The sequence below is a fragment of the Arthrobacter pasteuri genome, from assembly GCF_054510955.1.
This window is the reverse complement of record NZ_JBTNDO010000001.1, coordinates 478,378-497,306: the sequence shown is the minus strand read 5'-3', so window position 1 is coordinate 497,306 and position 18,929 is coordinate 478,378. Positions and strand designations below refer to the sequence as shown.

Here is an 18,929-nt window from a genome sequence, read left to right as displayed (position 1 = left end):
CAACGCATTTCGCAGGTCCCGCGGGCGGTGGCGGTGTGCGTGCCCTTTCGACAACGAATTCGCGGCAGGGCTAGACTTGGAGGACAAGCATCGACCCGGCAATCACCGGTGAGCTTCCGGAAGAAAGGCCGGCCGACATGTCGGCTGTGGCCCGTAGAACCGGACGGGGCGGCCCGTCACAGCCTGCGAACGAGCGGCGGCCCAGGCCGGCGTGACCGCGACGAGCGGCACGGCGGACGACGGCGGCAAGTGAGGTGGTACCGCGGGTCCAGTTCCCTGCGGCCGGTCAGGCAACCGGCGGCGGGCGGAAGGGCGCCCGTCCTCACGGCAGGACTCCTGCTCCACCCGACGCCGCCGTACACAGGATGAGACAAATGCCGCAGATCTACCCCAAAGCCGTGTCGCCCGACGACAGCGGTGCTTCCTCCGGAACCAGCGCCTCCCCGCGCTTCCCCGAGCTCGAGGAACGCGTCCTCCGCTACTGGCAGGAGGACGGCACCTTCCAGGCATCCATCGATGCCCGCGATCCCGGGGTCGACGGATCGAACGAGTTCGTCTTCTACGACGGCCCTCCCTTCGCCAACGGCCTGCCGCACTACGGCCACCTCCTCACCGGTTACGCCAAGGACCTCGTGGGTCGCTACCAGACGCAGCGCGGCCACCGGGTGGAACGCCGTTTCGGCTGGGACACGCACGGCCTGCCCGCCGAACTCGAGGCGATGAAGCAGCTCGGCATGACCGACAAGCAGCAGATCCTCGCCATGGGCATCGACAACTTCAACGACGCGGCGCGGGCCTCCGTCATGAAGTACGCGGGGGAGTGGCGCGACTACGTGACCCGCCAGGCCCGCTGGGTGGACTTCGACAACGACTACAAGACCCTCAACCCCGAGTACATGGAGTCCGTCCTCTGGGCCTTCAAGACGCTGCACGAGAAGGGCCTGACATACAACGGCTACCGCGTGCTGCCGTACTGCTGGAACGACGAGACCCCCCTGTCGAACCACGAACTCCGCATGGACGAGGACGTCTACCAGGACCGCCAGGACCAGACCGTCACGGTCACCTTCCCCCTCCTCACGGGCGAGTCGGCCCTCTCGAAGGACCTCGCCGGAGTCCAGGCCCTCGCCTGGACCACCACGCCCTGGACGCTGCCCACCAACGCCGCGCTCGCCGTCGGGCCCGACATCGCCTACGTCGTCGTCCAGGCGGAACGCGACGGCGGGACCGGCCGCTACCTGCTCGCGGAGGACCTGCTCGGCAACTACGCCAAGGACCTCGGCTTCGCGGACGCCGCCGCCGCCCGGGAATCCGTCACCTCGCGGCACCTCGGCTCCGAGCTGGAGGGGCTCACCTACGAGCCGCTGTGGGACTACCTCGCCGATCCCGAGGAGGGCGGCTACCGCAACGCCTTCCGCATCCTGGTGGCGGACTACGTCACGACGACGGACGGCACCGGCCTCGTGCACCAGGCACCCGCCTACGGCGAGGAGGACCAGAAGGTGTGCGAGGAGGCCGGCATCCAGGTCATCCTCTCGGTCGACGAGGGTGCGAAGTTCCTCCCGATGTTCGGGCGCGGTCCGCTGGCCGAGATCGTCGGGCTGCAGGTCTTCGACGCGAACCGGCACATCACGCGCGTGCTGAAGTCCGAGGGACGCCTGGTGCGCCAGGCCAGCTACGTGCACAGCTACCCGCACTGCTGGCGGTGCCGCAAGCCCCTCATCTACCGCGCCGTGTCCTCGTGGTACGTGGAGGTCACCAAGATCCGCGACCGCATGGTGGAGCTCAACCAGGACATCACCTGGATCCCCGGCAACGTGAAGGACGGCCAGTTCGGCAAGTGGCTCTCCAACGCGCGTGACTGGTCCATCAGCCGCAACCGCTTCTGGGGCAGCCCCATCCCGGTGTGGCAGTCGGACGACCCCGAGTACCCGCGCACCGACGTCTACGGCTCGCTCGCCGAGCTGCAGGCGGACTTCGGCCGCCTCCCGCTCAACAAGCAGGGCGAGGTGGACCTCCACCGTCCCTTCATCGACGAGCTCACGCGGCCCAACCCCGACGACCCGACGGGACGCTCCACCATGCGCCGCGTCGAGGACGTCCTCGACGTGTGGTTCGATTCCGGGTCCATGCCCTACGGGCAGGTGCACTACCCGTTCGAGAACGAGCAGTGGTTCGACACCCACAACCCCGCGGACTTCATCGTGGAGTACATCGGGCAGACGCGCGGCTGGTTCTACATGCTGCACATCCTGTCCACGGCGCTGTTCGACCGGCCCGCCTTCCGCAACGTCATCAGCCACGGGATCGTGCTCGGCTCCGACGGGCAGAAGATGTCCAAGAGCCTGCGGAACTACCCGGACGTCTCCGAGGTCTTCGACCGGGACGGCTCGGACGCCATGCGCTGGTTCCTCATGGCCTCCCCGATCCTCCGCGGCGGCAACCTCGTGGTCACGGAGCAGGGCATCCGCGACGGCGTCCGCCAGGTCATCCTGCCGCTGTGGAACGTCTGGCACTTCTTCAGCCTCTACACGAACGCGGCCAGCGGTGGCGACGGCTACGAGGCGAAGACCGTCACTCCCGAGGCCGCGGCCCAGCTGAGGGAGCCGATCGACCGCTACATCCTCGCGAACACCGGCAACCTCGTCCGCGACCTCACCGAGGCACTCGACGCCTTCACCATCAGCGACGCGTGCGAATCCCTGCGCCGTTACCTGGACACCCTCACGAACTGGTACGTCCGCCGGAGCCGCCAGCGCTTCTTCGACGAGGACACCGACGCCTTCGACGTGCTCTACACGTGCCTCGAAGCCGTGTGCCGCGTCGCGGCCCCACTGCTTCCCCTCGTCACCGAGGAGATCTGGCGCGGCCTCACCGGCGGCCGGTCCGTCCACCTCACCGACTGGCCCGCGGCGGCGTCGTTCCCCGCCGCTCCCGACCTCGTGGAGCAGATGGACCGCACCCGCCAGGTGTGCTCCGTGGGCTCGAGCCTGCGGAAGGCGGCCAACCTGCGGGTGCGGCTCCCGTTGCGGGAACTGACCGTCGTCGCGCCCGGCGCAGCGGACCTCTCGGGCCAGTACTCGGCGATCATCGCGGACGAACTCAACCTCAAGGGCGTCCGGCTCGTCGACTCGGCCGACGCCGAGCCGGCCGAGTTCGGCATCTCCCAGCGCCTCGTGGTCAACGCCCGCGCCGCCGGCCCTCGCCTCGGCAAGAACGTGCAGACGGTCATCAGGGCGTCGAAGTCCGGGGGCTGGTCCGTGGACGACGACGGCGGCGTCACCGCCGGCGGTCTCGCCCTCGAGCCGCACGAGTACACGCTCGACACCGTGGTGGAGGGGAACGATGCGGCCTCCAAGGCCGTGACGGTCCTGCCGGGTGGCGGGTTCCTCGTCCTCGACACGGAGGTCACGGACGAACTGGCGGCGGAGGGAGCAGCCCGCGACGCGATCCGCGCCATCCAGCAGGCCCGTCGCGATGCCGACCTCGACATCAGCGACCGCATCACCACCACCATCGGCGTGGCGCCGGACCAGATGGCCGCACTCGAGGCGAATGCCAAGCTGATCAGGGCGGAGACCCTGACGCTGGACCTGCGCATCACGGCGGTCGAGGGCTCGGGTCAGGAATTCAGCATCACCGTCGAAAAGCAGGAGCAGCAGCATGGATGACACGAACGACACCGGCCCCGAGGGCCGCGCGGAACTCGACGCGTTCTCGGTCGAGAGCGTCTACGCCGAGCTGCTGAGTAGGGCGCCGGAGGACAAGATGGAGCCCCGGATGGCTCCGCTGCACCGGGCCATGGAGATCCTGGGTGAGCCGAACAGGGCCTTCCCGATCATCCACATCACCGGCACCAACGGCAAGACGTCGACGGCGCGCATGATCGAGAGCATCCTGCTGGCGCACGACCTGCGGACCGGGCGCTACACCAGCCCCCACCTCTCGCGCGTGACGGAGCGCATCAGCATCGACGGAGAGCCCGTGGCGGACGAGACCTTCGTCCGGGTGTGGGACGAGATCAGGCCCTACTTCGACATCGTCGACGGTGAGCTGCAGGCCGCCGGCGAACCACGCCTGACCTACTTCGAGTGCGTCACCATCCTCGCGTTCGCGATCTTCGCGGACGAGCCGGTCGACGTCGGCGTGATCGAGGTGGGGCTCGGCGGGATCACCGACGCCACCAACGTGGGCGACGGGCAGGTCGCCGTGATCACCCCCATCTCCCTCGACCACACGGACCTCCTCGGCGACACCGTCGAGGACATCGCACTGGAGAAGGCCGGCATCATCAAGCCCGGCTCCTTCCTGGTCAGCGCGATCCAGCCCCGGGACGCCGCTCAGGTCCTCCTCGAGCGTGCCCGCGAGGTGGGAGCGGAGTTCCGCTTCGAAGGCGTCGAGTTCGGCGTGGAATCACGGACGGTCGCCGTCGGCGGACAGGTGGTGTCGCTCACCGGGCTCACCGGCCGCTACGGGGAGTTGCTGGTGCCCCTCCATGGTGAGCACCAGGCGGAGAACGCGGCCGTGGCCGTGGCCGCGGTGGAGGCCTTCCTCGGTGGCGGCGAGCGGGAGCTCCAGACGGAGCTCGTGCGCAACGGGTTGCGCGCCGTCACGTCGCCCGGACGCCTCGAGGTAGTCCGCACGGCTCCGAGCATCATCGTGGATGCGGCCCACAATCCGGCCGGTGCCCGCGCAGCGGGCAAGGGGATTCGTGAGGCCTTCGAGTTCTCACGCCTCGTCCTCGTCATCGGCGTCCTGCAGGACAAGGACGCCGCCGCGATCCTCACTGAACTCCATGAGGAGCTCGGCGGGATCCTCGAGGACGTGTGCCTGACGCAGTCGACGTCGCCCCGCTCCATCCCTGCCGCCGACCTGCTGCAGGCAGCGCTGTCGGCAGGCTTCGCGGAGGAGAACATCAACATCGCACCCGGGCTGGACGACGCCCTGGAATGGGCCGTGATGAAGGCGGAGGAGAACAACGACCTCGCCGGAGGCATCCTCGTGACCGGCTCGATCACGGTGGTCGGGGAAGCCCGCACGCTCCTAGGGAAGTAGGCAGAGCATGGCACGGATGACCAGGGCCCAGCGCGAGTGGCGGCCCGGGATGCCGAAGAAACGCCGGTCCACGAAGATCCTGTTCGCCTCCACGGTCCTGCTGCTCGAGGCGTTCGTCGTGTTCTTCGCCACGCTCACGGTGTTCGGGCTCCGGCGTGACGAGATCTCGCCCGTCCTGATCCTGACCTCGGGCATCATCCTCAGCGTCGTGCTGGTCCTGACCTGCGCGGTGCTGACGAAGAAGTGGGGGATCGGTTTTGGCTGGATCCTCCAGCTGGTCATCATCGCCGGAGGCTTCCTCGAGCCCACGATGTTCGTGGTCGGCGCCGCCTTCGCCCTGACCTGGCTCTACGGCATCCGGCAGGGCATTCGTGTGAACCGCGAGAACGCGGAGCGGGACCGGCTGCAGGCCGAGTGGGAGAAGGCCAACCCCGAATAACGGCGCCGCCTTTAGTAGAGTCGATCGTGATACCCACTGCGCCGTCCCGGACGGCGCCCACCTCTCCAGGAGTCCCCATGAGCGTTGAGCGTACCCTTGTCCTCGTCAAGCCCGACGGCGTGTCCCGCGGGCTGACCGGCACCATCCTGTCCCGCATCGAGGCGAAGGGCTACACCATCGCCGAGCTGAAGCAGGTGCACGCCTCGCGCGAGCTGCTCGAGGAGCACTACGCGGAGCACGTCGGCAAGCCGTTCTTCGAACCGCTGGTGGAATTCATGCTCAGCGGGCCGATCGTCGCCGCCGTCTTCGAGGGACAGCGTGTGATCGAAGGATTCCGTTCCCTCGCAGGGACGACGGAGCCGACGACGGCGGCACCCGGCACCATCCGCGGCGACCTGGGCCGCGACTGGGGCGTCAAGGTCCAACAGAACCTCGTGCACGGCTCCGACTCCGCCGAGTCGGCCGAGCGCGAGATCGGTATCTGGTTCGCCTGATCGCCCACCCAAGCGGCCGTTGCCCCGGGTCGTGTGCCGGGGCAACGAATAGGCGGGATCTTGGTAGGTTAGGTCCATGATGACCTACCGCAGACTGGGTTCCTCGGGACTCAGCGTTTCCACCGTCGGACTGGGCTGCAACAACCTGGGCAGGGCCGGTACCGCCTCCCAGTCCCAGGAGGGCACCGACGCCGTCGTGCACGCGGCGATCGACGCCGGGATCACGCTGTTCGACGTCGCCGATATGTACGGCAAGACGCCCGGCGTCAGCGAGGTGCAGCTGGGCAAGGCCCTCGGGGCGAAGCGCGACGACGTCGTCCTGGCCACGAAGTTCGGGCTCGACATGGGCGGCGTGAACGGACCGGACTGGGGTGCGCGGGGATCCCGGCGCTACGTCATCCGGGCCGTCGAAGCGTCCCTGCGGCGCCTCGGGACCGACTGGATCGACCTGTACCAGTACCACGCGCCGGACCCGCAGACGCCGATCGAGGAGACCCTCGCGGCACTCGACGACCTCGTGACGAGCGGCAAGGTCCGCTACCTCGGACACTCCAACTTCGCCGGGTGGCAGATCGCCGAGGCCGAGTTCACGGCGCGCAGCGGCGGCTACACGCCGTTCATCTCCGCCCAGAACCCTTACAGCCTGCTGGACCGCCGTCTGGAGCGGGAGGTCGTCCCGGCCGCCGAGGCCTACGGTCTCGGCGTCCTGCCCTACTTCCCGCTCGCCAACGGGCTGCTGACCGGCAAGTACCGGCGCAACGAGGTTCCCGCGGGCAGTCGGCTCACGCACTCCCGGAAGAACCTGCTGGAGGCGGCGGACTGGGACCAGCTCGAGTCCTTCTCGGCGTTCGCGGCCGAGCGTGGGCTCACCGAGGTGCAGGTCGCCTTCTCCTGGCTCGCTGCCCAGCCCTCCGTGGGGTCGGTCATCGCCGGCGCCACGTCGCCCGAGCAGGTGCGGCAGAACGCGACGGCGGCCGAGTGGACGCCGTCGGACCAGGATCTGGCCGAACTGGACGGTATCTTCCCGCACCCCAAGGGGTAGCGCTCCCAGGATGAAAGGGCTCCGACACGGCACCTCTGACACGGCACCTCTGACACAGCCCCTCTGACACAGCCCCTCTGACACAGCCCCTCTGACACAGCCCCTCTGACACAGAACCGATGAGCGTGGTGTCCGCCTTCCTGCTGTGTCAGGCAGTGACCGGTCTGCGGTGCGCGTTCTTCAGGGACTTGATGCGGCGCCGCTTCTCGTGCCGGGGGAGTCGGGTCTGTGCGTGGGCGGTTTCACCGGGTCCGGTGCCCAATGCCGGGGGCGCCGCGGATCGGTAGGTATGTCCGGTCGGGGTCCGGAGGTCGATGGTGTGGGTCGGACCACTGCGGGTGATGGCTTTCCACCCGTCGATCTCCTTGGTGTGGTTGCATGCCTCGCATAGGCCCGCGCCGTTCCAGAGACTTGTCGGTCCGGCGTCCCGCCACGGGAGGACGTGGTCCACCTGGCGGATGGGCGCATCGCAGTAGGGGGTCCGACAGGACCGATCGCGCGCCTCGATGAAGCGGCGCTGCCCGTCGGTGAAGAGCCGGGCTCGCGAGTCGACGGCGAGCAGATCTCCCGTGCCGGGAGCCGTGTACAGCCGGCGCACCCAGACCCTGAATTCCTGTCCGTGCCCCGGACTACCTTTGGTGCCCCCGACGGCACCATCAAGGGCGTCAGCAACGCCGCCGCCGGTGATGCCCGCACGGGAACGGGTGGTCCGAGTCGCGGAGGTCGCCTTGCCGGCCGGGTTCAGGGTGGTGCGCACCCAGGCCGCGGGAACGATGCCGTAGCCGCTCAGGTGGGCCGGTTCGGTGCCGCCTCGAAGAAGGGTGCGGTCGGTCATCACGAGTTGGAGTTCCACGCCGCAGATACCTTCGGCGGTGCCGGTGGTCCGCTCGACGAGGGTGTCCGCCATGAGCTGGCCCCGCGAACGGGTGTCGCCGGCCGAACGGAGTGAGTCGGCGTGCCGGGTCAGGGCTGCGTACAGGCCCACGCCCTGCGCGACGGGAAGCAGGGCGGTCAGGTAGGTCATGGTGTCAGGCGCAGGGCGGAGGCTGACGTACCGGTCCGCGGCGGCATGGCTGGCGCGTTGCGAGGCGGAGCGGGGGTCCCTGCGGTAGGCGGCGGTCCGGGCTGCTGCAATCACGGCCCGATCGCCCGCTCCGTCGAATGTTCCAGTATCGGCAGAGAGTTCCTCGTCGACGGCGCACCGGTCGTCCGCGCTCAGGCACGCGGTCTCGCGGACCAGCAGGGTTGCCCGCCATTCATTGAGCCGGCCCGTGTCCAAGGCCGCCAGGGTGTGCGGCATCTCCGTGACGAGCGCTCGTGCCAGGCCGAGGAGCCGGTTCCCGCGGGAGGGAGACTCGCGGCGGGCGAGGGCGATCTGCGCGGCCACACCCTGTCCCCGGTCCGCCGCGGGCACGCCCGCCTCGGTCTGGGCGCGGCGCTCGGCGAGGTCGAACGCAACCGCGATCCGGGCCTGCGCGGCGGCCACCGCGGACTTGAGGTCTTCCAGGTCGCGCAGCTGATCTATCAACCCGGCCCTCTCGCTGCCGGTCCCCAGTGAGGCCACCTCACGAATCAGGTCCCGAACGGGAGAGCGCGGAAGCGTTCCGCCTTCGGTATAGGGCACCGTGCTTTCCGAGACCGCACTGCCGGTCCTGGGGCGCGAAGGGGACGAAGCAACGCTGCTCAAGGTGGGGCGCGAAGGGGACGAAGCAACGCTGCTCGAAGTGAGGCGCGAAGGGGACGAGAGCGTGGGCCTGGCCTCGTATCCCTGCTTGTTGTCCATGCCCCAGTCTGTCAGCCGCCACTGACATTCTGACAGGTGGATCACATCAGAGATGAAGGACTCCACTGCACAAAGGGCGCCCGAAAGTCGGTGACAAGGGGCCCCGCCCGCAGAGGCAGGGCCCCTTCCGCACGTCAGGCCTGGTGGAAGGTCTTCCCGTTGACGCGCTCGGACGCTCCGACCCGGTCCAGGTAGGGGGTGATCCCGCCGAGGTGCATCGGCCACCCCGCACCCATGATCATGCAGAGATCGATGTCCTCCGGCGCTGCGACCACGCCCTCGGCGAGCATGCGTCCGATCTCGTCCGCCAGCGCGTCCTGTGTGCGGCGCAGGACCTCTTCGGCGGACGAGGGGCTGGTTCCGCGGTCCAGCTGGGCGAGGACCGACTCGGGGACCGCATAGCTGCCGTCCTCCTGCTTCTCCCACAGACTCTTGATGCCGGCGTCGATCAGCTTCTGCTGGTTCGCCGACACGTGGAAGCGGTCTCCGAAGGCCGCGTGCAGCGACTCCTGCACGTGCTGGCCGACGGGCAGGCCCACCAGTGCGAGCAGCCGGAAGGGCGTCATGGGAAGGCCCATGGGGCGCAGCGCGTTGTCGGCCGTCTCCGGGTCGGTGCCCTCGTCGAAGACTGCGGTGATCTCGCCGAACATGCGTCCCAGGATGCGGTTCACCACGAAGGCGGGCGCGTCCTGGACCAGCACGGCGTTCTTCTTCAGGCCCTTCGCCAGGACGAAGGCCGTGGCCAGCACGGCGTCGTCCGTCTTGGGCGCCCGAACGACTTCGAGCAGCGGCATCGCGGCCACGGGGTTGAAGAAGTGGAAGCCGACCACGCGCTCGGGGTGCATCAGGTCCGCGGCCATCTCGGCCACGGACAGGGAGGAGGTGTTCGTCGCGAGGATGCACTCGGGGGAGACGACGGCCTCGACTTCGGCGAACACCTGCTTCTTCACCGACAGTTCCTCGAAGACCGCCTCGATCACGAAATCGGCGTCGGCGAACACGTCCTTCGACACCGAGCCCGAGACGAGCGCCTTCGTGCGGTTCGCGGCGTCCTGGGACAGCCGCCGTTTTGCGAGCATCTTGTCCACCTCGGCGTGGACGTAGGCGACGCCCTTGTCGACCCGGGCCTGGTCGATGTCGGTCAGGACCACCGGCACCTTGAGCTGGCGGGCGAACAGCAGGGCCAGCTGGCTTGCCATGAGGCCGGCGCCGACGACGCCGACCTTCGCGACGGGACGCGCGAGCTTCCCGTGCGGAGCTCCAGCGGGGCGCTTGCCGCGCTTCTGCACGAGGTCCAGAAAGGCATAGACGGTGGCATGGAACTCGGGCGTCTGCATCAGTTCGGCGAGGGCTTCGCATTCCGCCGCCGCGGATTCCTGCCGCGAGTAGGTGAGGCCGCCCTCGAGAAGATCCAGGACCCGTGAGGGCGCGGGCGCCGCATTGCTGGTCTTCGCCTCGACGAACGCCCGGCCGGCGGCGACGGCGGCCTTCCAGTCGGCGTCGTCGTACCGTGCACGCTCCGCCCGTCGCTGCTCGACGGCGTCGGCGGCTTCACCGCCGACCAGCACCTGCGCGGCCCAGAGGAGTGACTGTTCGAGGTAGTCGGCGGGCTCGAAGAGCGCGTCGGCGATACCGAGTTCGTAGGCCGCCCTGCCGTCCAGGCTGCGATTGTTGCTCAGGGGGTTTTCGATCATGACCTTCACGGCATTCGCTGGCCCGATGAGGCGCGGCAGCCGGTAGACGCCGCCCCAGCCCGGGACGAGTCCGATGAAGGCCTCGGGCAGGCCGATGCCGTTGGCGCCGGAGGACACGGTGCGGTAGTTGGCTGCGAGGGCGATCTCGAGGCCTCCACCCAGGGCGACGCCGTTGATGAAGGCGAAACTGGGGACGCCGAGGTCGGCGAGGAGGTCGTACGCCTCGTGGCCGAGTTCCGCCATGAGGCGGCCCAGATGCTCGGATCGTACGCTCTTGACGGTGCTGAGGTCAGCGCCCGCCACGAGGAAGTAGGGCTTGCCGGTGACGGCGACGCCGGAGATCTCGCCGCGCGCGGCGCGGTCCCGAAGGCCCTCGAGCGTGCGGCCGAACTCGAGCAGGGTGTTCGGCCCGAGCGTCGTCGGCCGGGTGGAATCGAGATCGTTGTCCAGCGTGATGAGGGCGAGGACGCCGGCCCCACCGGGCAGGGTGATGTCCTGGACGTAGGAGTGGGTGACGATCTCCGCGGGAACGAGCCCGGCCAGTTCGTCGTAGCGTTCGAAGCTCATGCTGCATCCTGTCCGTAGTGCTCGTGGCGGGGGTTCTCCCAGATGACGGTGGCGCCCATGCCGAGGCCGATGCACATGGTGGTCATGCCGTAGCACACGGACGGATCCTCCTCGAACTGGCGTGCGAGCTGGTTCATCAGCCGGACGCCGGAGGATGCCAGCGGGTGGCCGACGGCAATGGCGCCTCCGTACCGGTTCACCCGGGGGTCGTCGTCGTCGATGCCGAAGTGGTCGAGGAAGCTCAGGACCTGCACGGCGAAGGCCTCGTTGATCTCGAACAGGCCGATGTCGGAGATGTCCAGCCCGGCCTGCCGCAGTGCCTTCTCGGTGGCCGGTACCGGACCGATGCCCATGACCTCGGGTTCGACGCCGGCGAAGGCGTAGGCGACGAGGCGCATGCGGACGGGCAGTCCCAGTTCGGCGGCGGCGTCGGCGGAGGCGAGGAGTGCCGCGGTGGCGCCGTCGTTCAGTCCCGCGGCGTTGCCCGCGGTGACGCGCCCGTGGGGGCGGAAGGGCGTGCGCAGCGTGGCCAGGTCCTCCACCGTGGTGCCGGGACGCGGTGGCTCGTCGACCGTGTTCAGGGTCCACCCGGCCCCGGGCTTCCTGCCCGCGACGGGCACGAGGTCGGGCTGGATCTGCCCGGCCTTGTAGGCTTCGGCGAGCTTCTCCTGGCTACGGACGGCGTAGGCGTCCGCCCGGTCCTTCGTGATGGCGGGGAAGCGGTCGTGCAGGTTCTCCGCCGTGACGCCCATGTTCAGCGCCGCGGGGTCGACGATCCGCTCCGTCTGGAAGCGCGGGTTGGGGTCTGCGTCCGCGCCCATCGGGTGGTTGCCCATGTGCTCGACGCCGCCGGCGATGACGACGTCGTAGGCGCCGAAGGCGATGCCCGAGGCGGTCGTGGTCACGGCGGTCATGGCACCCGCACACATGCGGTCGATGGCGAAGCCGGGGACCGTGCGGGGGAGTCCCGCGAGGAGGGCGGCGGTGCGGCCGATCGTCAGGCCCTGGTCGCCGGTCTGCGTGGTCGCCGCGATCGCGACGTCGTCGATGCGTTCGGGCGGGAGGGACGGATTGCGGCGGAGGAGGTCGCGGATGCACTTCACCACGAGGTCGTCGGCGCGCATGCCTGCGTAGATGCCCTTGTCGCCCGCCCTGCCGAACGGCGTGCGTACCCCGTCGACGAAGACGACATCGCGGACGGCACGTGCTGCGCTCCGTGTGGACGCGGTCCCTGTTGCTAGGCTCACCTGTTGCTCCTCATCGAGATGGGGATCCCTCAGCGGGAAAGGGATCCGCGACTATGTTACTGGCGAGTAACATAGTCGGCAAGCGGTCCGCTGGTGCCCTCCGGTCAGCCTGCGACCGTCTCTTCTCCCCGCTGTCCCTTGGCGGGCACGGGATCGGGGTCCAGGAAGGCGACGGTGATGATCGCCGCGACCTGCTCGATCTGCCACCGGCGCGCGCCGAGCCCGGCGAGGGCCTCGGAGACGGACTCGAGGGAGATCTCGGCAGGCGGGCGCCAGGCGATCCGGCGCAGGTAGTCCGGCGTCAGCAGGTTCTCCACGGGCATGCCGAGCTTCTCCGCGCGCTGCGCGACCCGGGGGCGCGCCGTCAGGAGCCTCGCTGCGGCCTCCGGGTCCTTCTCCGGCCAGATGCGCGGGGGCGGCGGAGCGTTCGTCGAGACGTGGAGGGGCGGGAGGTCGGTAAGTTTCTTCGCCTCGCTGATGCACCGGAGCCAGCGCGGTGCTTCCTTCTGGGCTGCCCTGCCGTGGAAACCCTTGGTGGCCAGCAGCTGCGGGACCGTGCTCGGCATCGCCTTGGCGGCCGCCACGATCGCCGAATCCGGGATCAGGCGCCCGGGTGCGACGTCGCGGCGCTGTGCGAGGTCCTCGCGCTCCAGCCACATCTGCCGAACCGCGGCGAGCTGCCGGCGGTCACGCAACTGGTGCAGGCCGGAGGTGCGGCGCCAGGGATCGACGCGGGGCTCGGCTGGAGGGGTCCGGCGGATGTGCTCGAACTCCTCCTCGGCGATCCCGAGCTTGCCGTCTGCCTCCAGGAGGCCTGCGAGCTTGTCCCGCAGCTCCGTCAGGACCTCGACGTCGAGGGCTGCGTAGCGGAGCCAGGGCTCGGGCAGTGGCCGCTTGGACCAGTCGGCCGCCGAGTGCTCCTTCGCGAGGCTGAAACCGAGCTGGGATTCGATGACTGCGGCGAGCCCTACCCGGGGAAGGCCCGCGAGTCGCGCTGCGAGCTCGGTGTCGAACAGTTTGTCCGGCCACATGCCGAGTTCCGAGAGGCAGGGGAGGTCCTGGCTGGCCGCGTGGAGGATCCACTCGACGCCGTCGAGGGCGTCGTCGATCATGCGCAGGTCGTCGAAGGGCTCGGGGTCGATGAGCCACGTCCCGGCGCCCTCGCGCCGGATCTGCACCAGGAACGCACGCTGTCCGTAGCGGAACCCGGAGGCCCTCTCCGCATCGACTCCTGCCGGTCCCGTTCCTGCGGCCAGCGCGGCTGCGGCACGCTCGAGGCCGGCAGGGGTGTCGATGACGAGCGGGACGCCTTCGCGTGGCTCGGTCAGGAGGGGGAGGGGAGGAGGAGTGCCGGGATCGACGGCGGGATCGGACGCGCCGGTGCTGTCCGTCTGTTCGGAGGTGTGGGAACTCATGGTGATTTCAGTCTATCCCCGCGTGAAGCCGCACCCGGAAGCGACGGCCCGCCGCACGGAACCACTCGTCCGGCAGCAATGTCCCCATCCTCTTGCCGGATACCGTGGCCCGGTCAGGACCGGCGGACCGGCAGGTGTGCCACGCCGGATGGCAGGGGCGGCAGCCCGGCGAACGTGCACACCATCTCGGACCACGCCTCGAGGTGCCGGCGGACGTCCGCCGTCGCAGGCGTCCAGGAGGCTCTCAGCTCGATGTCGATCGTGTCGCCGCGGTCCTCGAGCGTCCCGTAGCTCTCGGACAGGATGCGTGTGGCGGTACCGCCCGTGCTGTGGTGCCGCGCCCCATGGTTGTCGAGGGCCTCCACGAGCCAGGTCCAGGCGACCGACCCGAGGAGGACGTCGTTGCCCATGTCCGGTTCGAGCTGGGCGCGGATGTACGTGACGATGCGGAAGCGGCCGTTCCAGACCTTCGACCCTTCGGGATCGTAGAGGAGGATGAACCGCCCCGTGGCCAGTTCCGCGGGCTCGGCCGGAAGGATGAGGTTCCGTGCCGGCCCGTGGAGCGGCGGCGGCACGACCGGCGTCGCCTCGACGACCTCGGTACCGAGGGCCACGGCGAAGGGCGCTAGCCGTGAGGGTGCCGGTATCTCCTCGAGGCGGATCTCGCTGCGACGGGCTGCCTTCCGGAGTCCGGAGAGGGCGTCGACGAATTCCGCAGGAAGCTGCGATACGCCACCGATTGCACTCACTCCCGCAGGCTATGCCCTGCGGGAGCAAGTTCGACGGCGGCGCGCCGGGCACGGGCGTGGCGCCCGCACGCAGCGTGGGTCAGGCGGACACTTCCCGGCGGATCGCGTCGAGAAAGGCGTCGACGTCCTCTTCCGTAGTGTCGAACGAGCACATCCAGCGCACCTCGCCCGTCGCCTGGTCCCAGTCGTAGAAGCGGAAACTCTCGCGGATGCGGTCAGCCGCTCCCGGAGGGAGGATGGCGAAGACCGCATTGGCGGTGGTCTCCTGGGTGAGGGTCACGCCCTGGATGCCCCGGGCGCCCTCGGTGAGGCGGGCGGCCATGGCATTGGCGTGCGACGCCGAGCGGAGCCAGAGGTCTCCCTCGAGCAGGGCGATGAGCTGCGCGGAGACGAAGCGCATCTTTGAGGCGAGCTGCATGTTGAGCTTGCGCAGGTAGTCGAGCCCGGTGGACGCCTCCTGGTTCAGCACGACGATGCACTCGCCGAACATGAGGCCGTTCTTGGTGCCGCCGAAGGACAGGATGTCCACCCCTGCGTCACGCGTGAAGGCCCGCAGGGGCTGCCCGAGCGCCGCGGCGGCGTTCGCGAGCCGCGCTCCATCCATGTGCACGCGCATGCCACGGGCGTGGCAGTGGTCGGCGATGGCCTTGATCTCGGCCACCGAGTACAGCGTGCCGAGTTCCGTGGTCTGCGTGATCGAGACGGCCAGGGGTTGCGCGCGGTGCTGGTCCCCCCAGCCCCAGGCCTCCCGGTCGATCAGTTCGGGCGTCAGCTTGCCGTCCGGTGTGGGCACCGTCAGCAGCTTGATGCCGCCCACGCGTTCCGGTGCCGCGTTCTCGTCCACGTTGATGTGGGCCGTCTGCGGGCAGACGACCGCTCCCCAACGGGGGAGGATCGACTGCAGCGAGAGGACGTTGGCCCCCGTGCCGTTGAAGACGGGGTAGATGGAGATCCCCTCGCCGAAGTGGTGCTCCATCACCTCCTGCAGCCGGGCGGTGTACTGGTCCTCGCCGTAGGCGACCTGGTGCCCCTCGTTGGCGGCCGCGAGCGCCGTAAGGACTTCGGGGTGCACGCCCGAGTAGTTGTCGGACGCGAAACTGCGCTGGGTCCGGTCGTGCAGGGATGCGGGTGAGGTCAGGGTGTCGGTCACTGTCCCATTATCCCCGAACCGCATCGATGCGGGCCCCGTTGGCCTCCGCGGCCGGCGTCTCGAGCAGCGACGCCAGGATGGCGGCGAGGTCGTCGACGTGCGTGAATCCCGGGAACGACCGTTCGGGGTGCTGCTCCCGCATCGCGTCGTCGAGGAGCGCCTTCACGACGACGGCGGTCGCGGCTGCCGAGGCGCCGTCGCGCGTGAAGCCGTCGGCCACGGCCTGGAGCCAGGCGTCGACGGAGGCCTTCACCGCTGCGTACGACGCGTTGCCCGCCGTCGGTTTCGCCACCGCCGTCGCGGACACGGCGGCGAGCCGCCCGCCGCGTTCGGCCAGCTGGTCGTAGAACGCCCTGCTCGTGTTGAACAGTGTGAGGAAGACCGAGCGGTGGAGGACCTCGTAGTCCGCCGTCGACTGCGTCGTGATGCCCTTGCCGCCCCGCCAGCCCCCGACGAGGTGGAACAGGGCGTCCGCTCCACCCTGCCCGGAGCGCACGCGGTCCGCGAGGGCGCCGACCGCGGCCTCGTCCGTGAGGTCGCACACCTCGCGGACGACGCCGTCGACCCCGGCGAAGGCCGCGTCGAGGCGGCCCCCGTCGGAGCCGACGGCGACGACGGTGAGTCCGTCCGCGACCAGTCGCCGGGTGAGGGCGACGCCGGACGCGCTCGTTGCACCTGCCACGACGGCGGTACGGCCCCCGGAGACGTCGGTCACGCCGCGTCCGCCGTGATGCCCGCGGTGGACTCGATGACCGGCTTCATCTTGCGGTCGAGCGCCTCGAAGAACATGGAGAGGGGGAACTCGTCGTCGAGCACCGCGTCGGTGAGGGCGCGCGGGGGGCCCAGGAGCTCGAGGGCCTCGGGGCCCTTCGCCCAGACCGATGCCGGGTGCGGGGTGACCGTGGCGGAGACCAGGTCGTAGGCGGCGAGCCAGTGCGCGATCTTCGGACGGTCGATGGAGCGCCAGTACAGCTGCTCGATCTGCTCGCCCAGGGCGACGACGACGTCGGCGGCCTCGTCCCAGTCGATGGCCAGCTTGGTGTCGGTCCAGTGGAGGACGCGATGCTGGTGCATCCACGCGAACAGGAGCTGTCCGCCGAGGCCGTCGTAGTTGCGCACCCGGCTGCCCGTGATGCTGAAGCGGAAGATGCGGTCGAAGATGACGGCGTACTGCACGAGCCGGGCGTGCTTCCGCGCTTCGGGAGAGGCGTCCTCGTCCTTCTCGATCCGGACGCTCTCACGGAACGCGGTGAGGTCGCAGCGCAGTTCCTCGAGGGAGTAGAGGAAGAACGGCATGCGCTGCTTGATCATGAACGGATCGAAGGGGAGGTCGCCGCGCATGTGCGTCCGGTCGTGGATGAGGTCCCACATCACGAAGGTCTCCTCGGTGAGCTTCTGGTCGTCGAGGAGCTCCAGCGCGTCGTCGGGCAGTTCGAGGCGGGTGATGTCCGCTGCGGCCCGGACCACGCGGCGGAACCGGGCCGCCTCGCGGTCCGCGAAGATGGCGCCCCAGGTGAAGGTCGGCGTCTCGCTGACGGCGACGGTCTCGGGGAAGAGCACCGCGGAGTTGGTGTTGTAACCCTCGGTGAAGTCGAGGAACCGGATGGGGACGAACAGTGCGTTCGAGTACTCGCCGGCTTCGAGCTCGGCGATGAACTCGGGCCAGAGCACCTCGATGAGTACGGCCTCGACGAGCCTGCTGGTGCTGCCGTTCTGCGTGTACATCGGGAAGACGACGAGGTGCTGGAGTCCGTCGATCCGGTCCTGCTGCGGCTGGAAGGCGAGCAGCGGCTCGAGGAAGTCGGGGACGGCGAAACCACTCGCGTGCCACGCCTCGAAGGCGCTGACGGTGCGGCGGAGGTACTCGGCGTCGTGGGGGAACAGGGGAGCGAGCTCCTCGACGGCCGACACGATGGCCGCGGTCAGTCCCGCAGCGGCGGCATGGTGCTCGGTGTCGGGAATGGAACCGTCCTTGACCTGCAGCAGGCGGAGTTCCTCGGCTGCGGCCTTCAGGGAGTGCCAGGCGGCGGTCTCCTGGGGGGTGGATGCTACGTGCGCGAGGGGCGTGACGGTCATGGCTCCTGCTTTCTGTCGTGCGGTCATCAGTACTGACGCGAGCGTAGCAACAAGAACAGTATTCCTTACAGGTCGGAGTACCTCTCTAAAGGAATACTTATGCTCAACCGTACGCCCTGCTCCAGAAGAACCAGAGCGGCTTCACACGACGGTTACGCGAAAGGCCGGCTCCGAGGAGCCGGCCTTTCGCGGTAGTGCCTGCGGCGGACCTACTCCGCCGCCACCAGCTTCATCGAGATCGAGTTGATGCAGAACCGCTGATCGGTGGGGGTGTCGAAGCCCTCTCCCTTGAAGAGGTGCCCGAGGTGCGAATCGCAGCGGGCGCACCGCACCTCGATGCGCTCCATGCCCAGGGACCGGTCATGCAGGTACCGCACCTTGTCCTCGGCCAGCGGCGCCCAGAAGGAGGGCCACCCGCAGTGCGAGTCGAACTTCTCGTTGCTGGTGAAGAGCTCGGCGCCGCAGGCGCGGCACTCGTAGGTGCCGGCCGTCTTCGCGTCGTAGTACTCCCCGGTGTAGGGGCGTTCCGTGCCCGCCTTGCGCAGGACCTGGAACTCCTGCGGTGTCAGTTCCTGGCGCCACTCGGCGTCGGACTTCTCGATTTCGGGCCGGTAGGCATCGCGTTCGGTAGTCATACTGGCTCCAACGCCTACGAGTCGCCAATAAATCCCGAGCCGGAGTACAGGTGCAGCACGGCGATGCCGAGCTTGTCCTGTGCCTTGTTGGCCCAGTCGGTGTGGAACGTGTCGGCCATGGCGTGCGGTCGCGTGATCACCACGGCCTGCCCGGCTCCGCTGTCCGCAGCCTCCTGCACCAGGGCGTCGACCGGGTTCCCCGTCGTCGTCCGACCGCGTGCAGCGAACCCCTCCGCCGTCAGCAGCTGCAGGGACTCCGACAGGGCGGTGCGCGCCGCGGCCTCGTCGTGGCGGCGGTCGTCGGACGAGAACGTCCGGAAGGCCTCGCCGACCTCGAGCAGGCTCAGGTGGCGGAAGAACTCCCCCAGGACGGACTCGTGGCGGTCCTCGGGGATCAGCACGACGACGTCCGCGGGCTCCTCGCCCTGCAGTGTCAGCAGGTTGCGAAGATCGGCGTGGGTGAGGGCTTCCTCGGTCAGCACCAGGATTGTTTGGGTCATGGCGCCACTGTACTGCCGGATCCCGGGGCACCACGCCGGGGTTGCGCAACGAATCGACGGCGCTTGGAAGGGCAGGGTAGAAA

The 18,929-nt window shown here is 69.2% G+C and carries 15 protein-coding genes; 5 read left to right on the top strand and 10 right to left on the bottom strand.

The genetic code is table 11. From position 1 onward, the window contains the following. Positions 1-365 precede the first annotated feature (365 nt). The 5 genes from ileS (at position 366) to ACX80H_RS02345 (ending at position 7,030) form a co-directional block, all read left to right on the top strand. Entirely contained in the window at positions 366-3,671 is a 3,306-nt protein-coding gene (gene ileS, locus ACX80H_RS02365; protein ID WP_459310810.1) for an isoleucine--tRNA ligase, read from the top strand. Continuing rightward, positions 3,664-5,055: a bifunctional folylpolyglutamate synthase/dihydrofolate synthase gene (locus ACX80H_RS02360; protein WP_459310809.1), complete on the top strand. Its 1,392-nt coding sequence runs from the start codon at positions 3,664-3,666 to the stop codon at positions 5,053-5,055. Before ileS ends, ACX80H_RS02360 begins: the two co-directional genes overlap by 8 nt. Before the next feature lie 7 nt (positions 5,056-5,062). Further along, the gene (locus ACX80H_RS02355) at positions 5,063-5,494 is read left to right on the top strand and encodes a DUF4233 domain-containing protein (RefSeq protein ID WP_459310808.1); all 432 of its coding nucleotides are present in this window, start codon (positions 5,063-5,065) and stop codon (positions 5,492-5,494) included. Between the two features lie 77 nt (positions 5,495-5,571). Further along, a complete protein-coding gene (gene ndk / locus ACX80H_RS02350; protein WP_087075871.1) occupies positions 5,572-5,988 on the top strand; it encodes a nucleoside-diphosphate kinase in 417 nt (138 codons plus the stop codon). Positions 5,989-6,064: 76 nt separating this feature from the next. Continuing rightward, entirely contained in the window at positions 6,065-7,030 is a 966-nt protein-coding gene (locus ACX80H_RS02345) for an aldo/keto reductase (RefSeq protein WP_459310807.1), read from the top strand. A 148-nt stretch (positions 7,031-7,178) separates the two neighbouring features. Here the strand turns inward: ACX80H_RS02345 and ACX80H_RS02340 are convergent, their stop codons facing one another. The 10 genes from ACX80H_RS02340 to ACX80H_RS02295 form a co-directional block, all read right to left on the bottom strand. Further along, positions 7,179-8,654 carry an HNH endonuclease gene (locus ACX80H_RS02340; protein WP_459310806.1) on the bottom strand — a complete coding sequence of 492 codons (1,476 nt, stop codon included), beginning with the start codon at positions 8,652-8,654 and terminating at the stop codon, positions 7,179-7,181. A gap of 293 nt (positions 8,655-8,947) precedes the next feature. Continuing rightward, the gene (locus ACX80H_RS02335) at positions 8,948-11,074 is read right to left on the bottom strand and encodes a 3-hydroxyacyl-CoA dehydrogenase NAD-binding domain-containing protein (protein ID WP_459310805.1); all 2,127 of its coding nucleotides are present in this window, start codon (positions 11,072-11,074) and stop codon (positions 8,948-8,950) included. Further along, entirely contained in the window at positions 11,071-12,321 is a 1,251-nt protein-coding gene (locus ACX80H_RS02330) for a thiolase family protein (protein WP_459310804.1), read from the bottom strand. The genes ACX80H_RS02335 and ACX80H_RS02330 overlap by 4 nt, the downstream gene beginning before the upstream one ends. Before the next feature lie 104 nt (positions 12,322-12,425). Then, positions 12,426-13,736: an HRDC domain-containing protein gene (locus tag ACX80H_RS02325; protein ID WP_459310803.1), complete on the bottom strand. Its 1,311-nt coding sequence runs from the start codon at positions 13,734-13,736 to the stop codon at positions 12,426-12,428. A gap of 113 nt (positions 13,737-13,849) precedes the next feature. Continuing rightward, on the bottom strand, positions 13,850-14,476 hold the full coding sequence (locus ACX80H_RS02320) for a DUF3000 domain-containing protein (RefSeq protein WP_459313347.1): 627 nt from the start codon (positions 14,474-14,476) through the stop codon (positions 13,850-13,852). Between the two features lie 88 nt (positions 14,477-14,564). After that, a complete protein-coding gene (locus ACX80H_RS02315) occupies positions 14,565-15,635 on the bottom strand; it encodes a threonine aldolase family protein (RefSeq protein WP_459310802.1) in 1,071 nt (356 codons plus the stop codon). Between the two features lie 7 nt (positions 15,636-15,642). After that, the gene (locus ACX80H_RS02310; RefSeq protein ID WP_459310801.1) at positions 15,643-16,350 is read right to left on the bottom strand and encodes an SDR family NAD(P)-dependent oxidoreductase; all 708 of its coding nucleotides are present in this window, start codon (positions 16,348-16,350) and stop codon (positions 15,643-15,645) included. Continuing rightward, on the bottom strand, positions 16,347-17,711 hold the full coding sequence (locus ACX80H_RS02305; RefSeq protein ID WP_459310800.1) for a DUF6421 family protein: 1,365 nt from the start codon (positions 17,709-17,711) through the stop codon (positions 16,347-16,349). The genes ACX80H_RS02310 and ACX80H_RS02305 overlap by 4 nt, the downstream gene beginning before the upstream one ends. 209 nt (positions 17,712-17,920) lie before the next feature. Further along, positions 17,921-18,346, bottom strand: coding sequence for a peptide-methionine (R)-S-oxide reductase MsrB (gene msrB, locus ACX80H_RS02300; protein ID WP_459310799.1), 426 nt, complete (start codon positions 18,344-18,346; stop codon positions 17,921-17,923). A gap of 14 nt (positions 18,347-18,360) precedes the next feature. Next, positions 18,361-18,846: a putative universal stress family protein gene (locus ACX80H_RS02295; RefSeq protein ID WP_459310798.1), complete on the bottom strand. Its 486-nt coding sequence runs from the start codon at positions 18,844-18,846 to the stop codon at positions 18,361-18,363. Positions 18,847-18,929 lie beyond the last annotated feature (83 nt).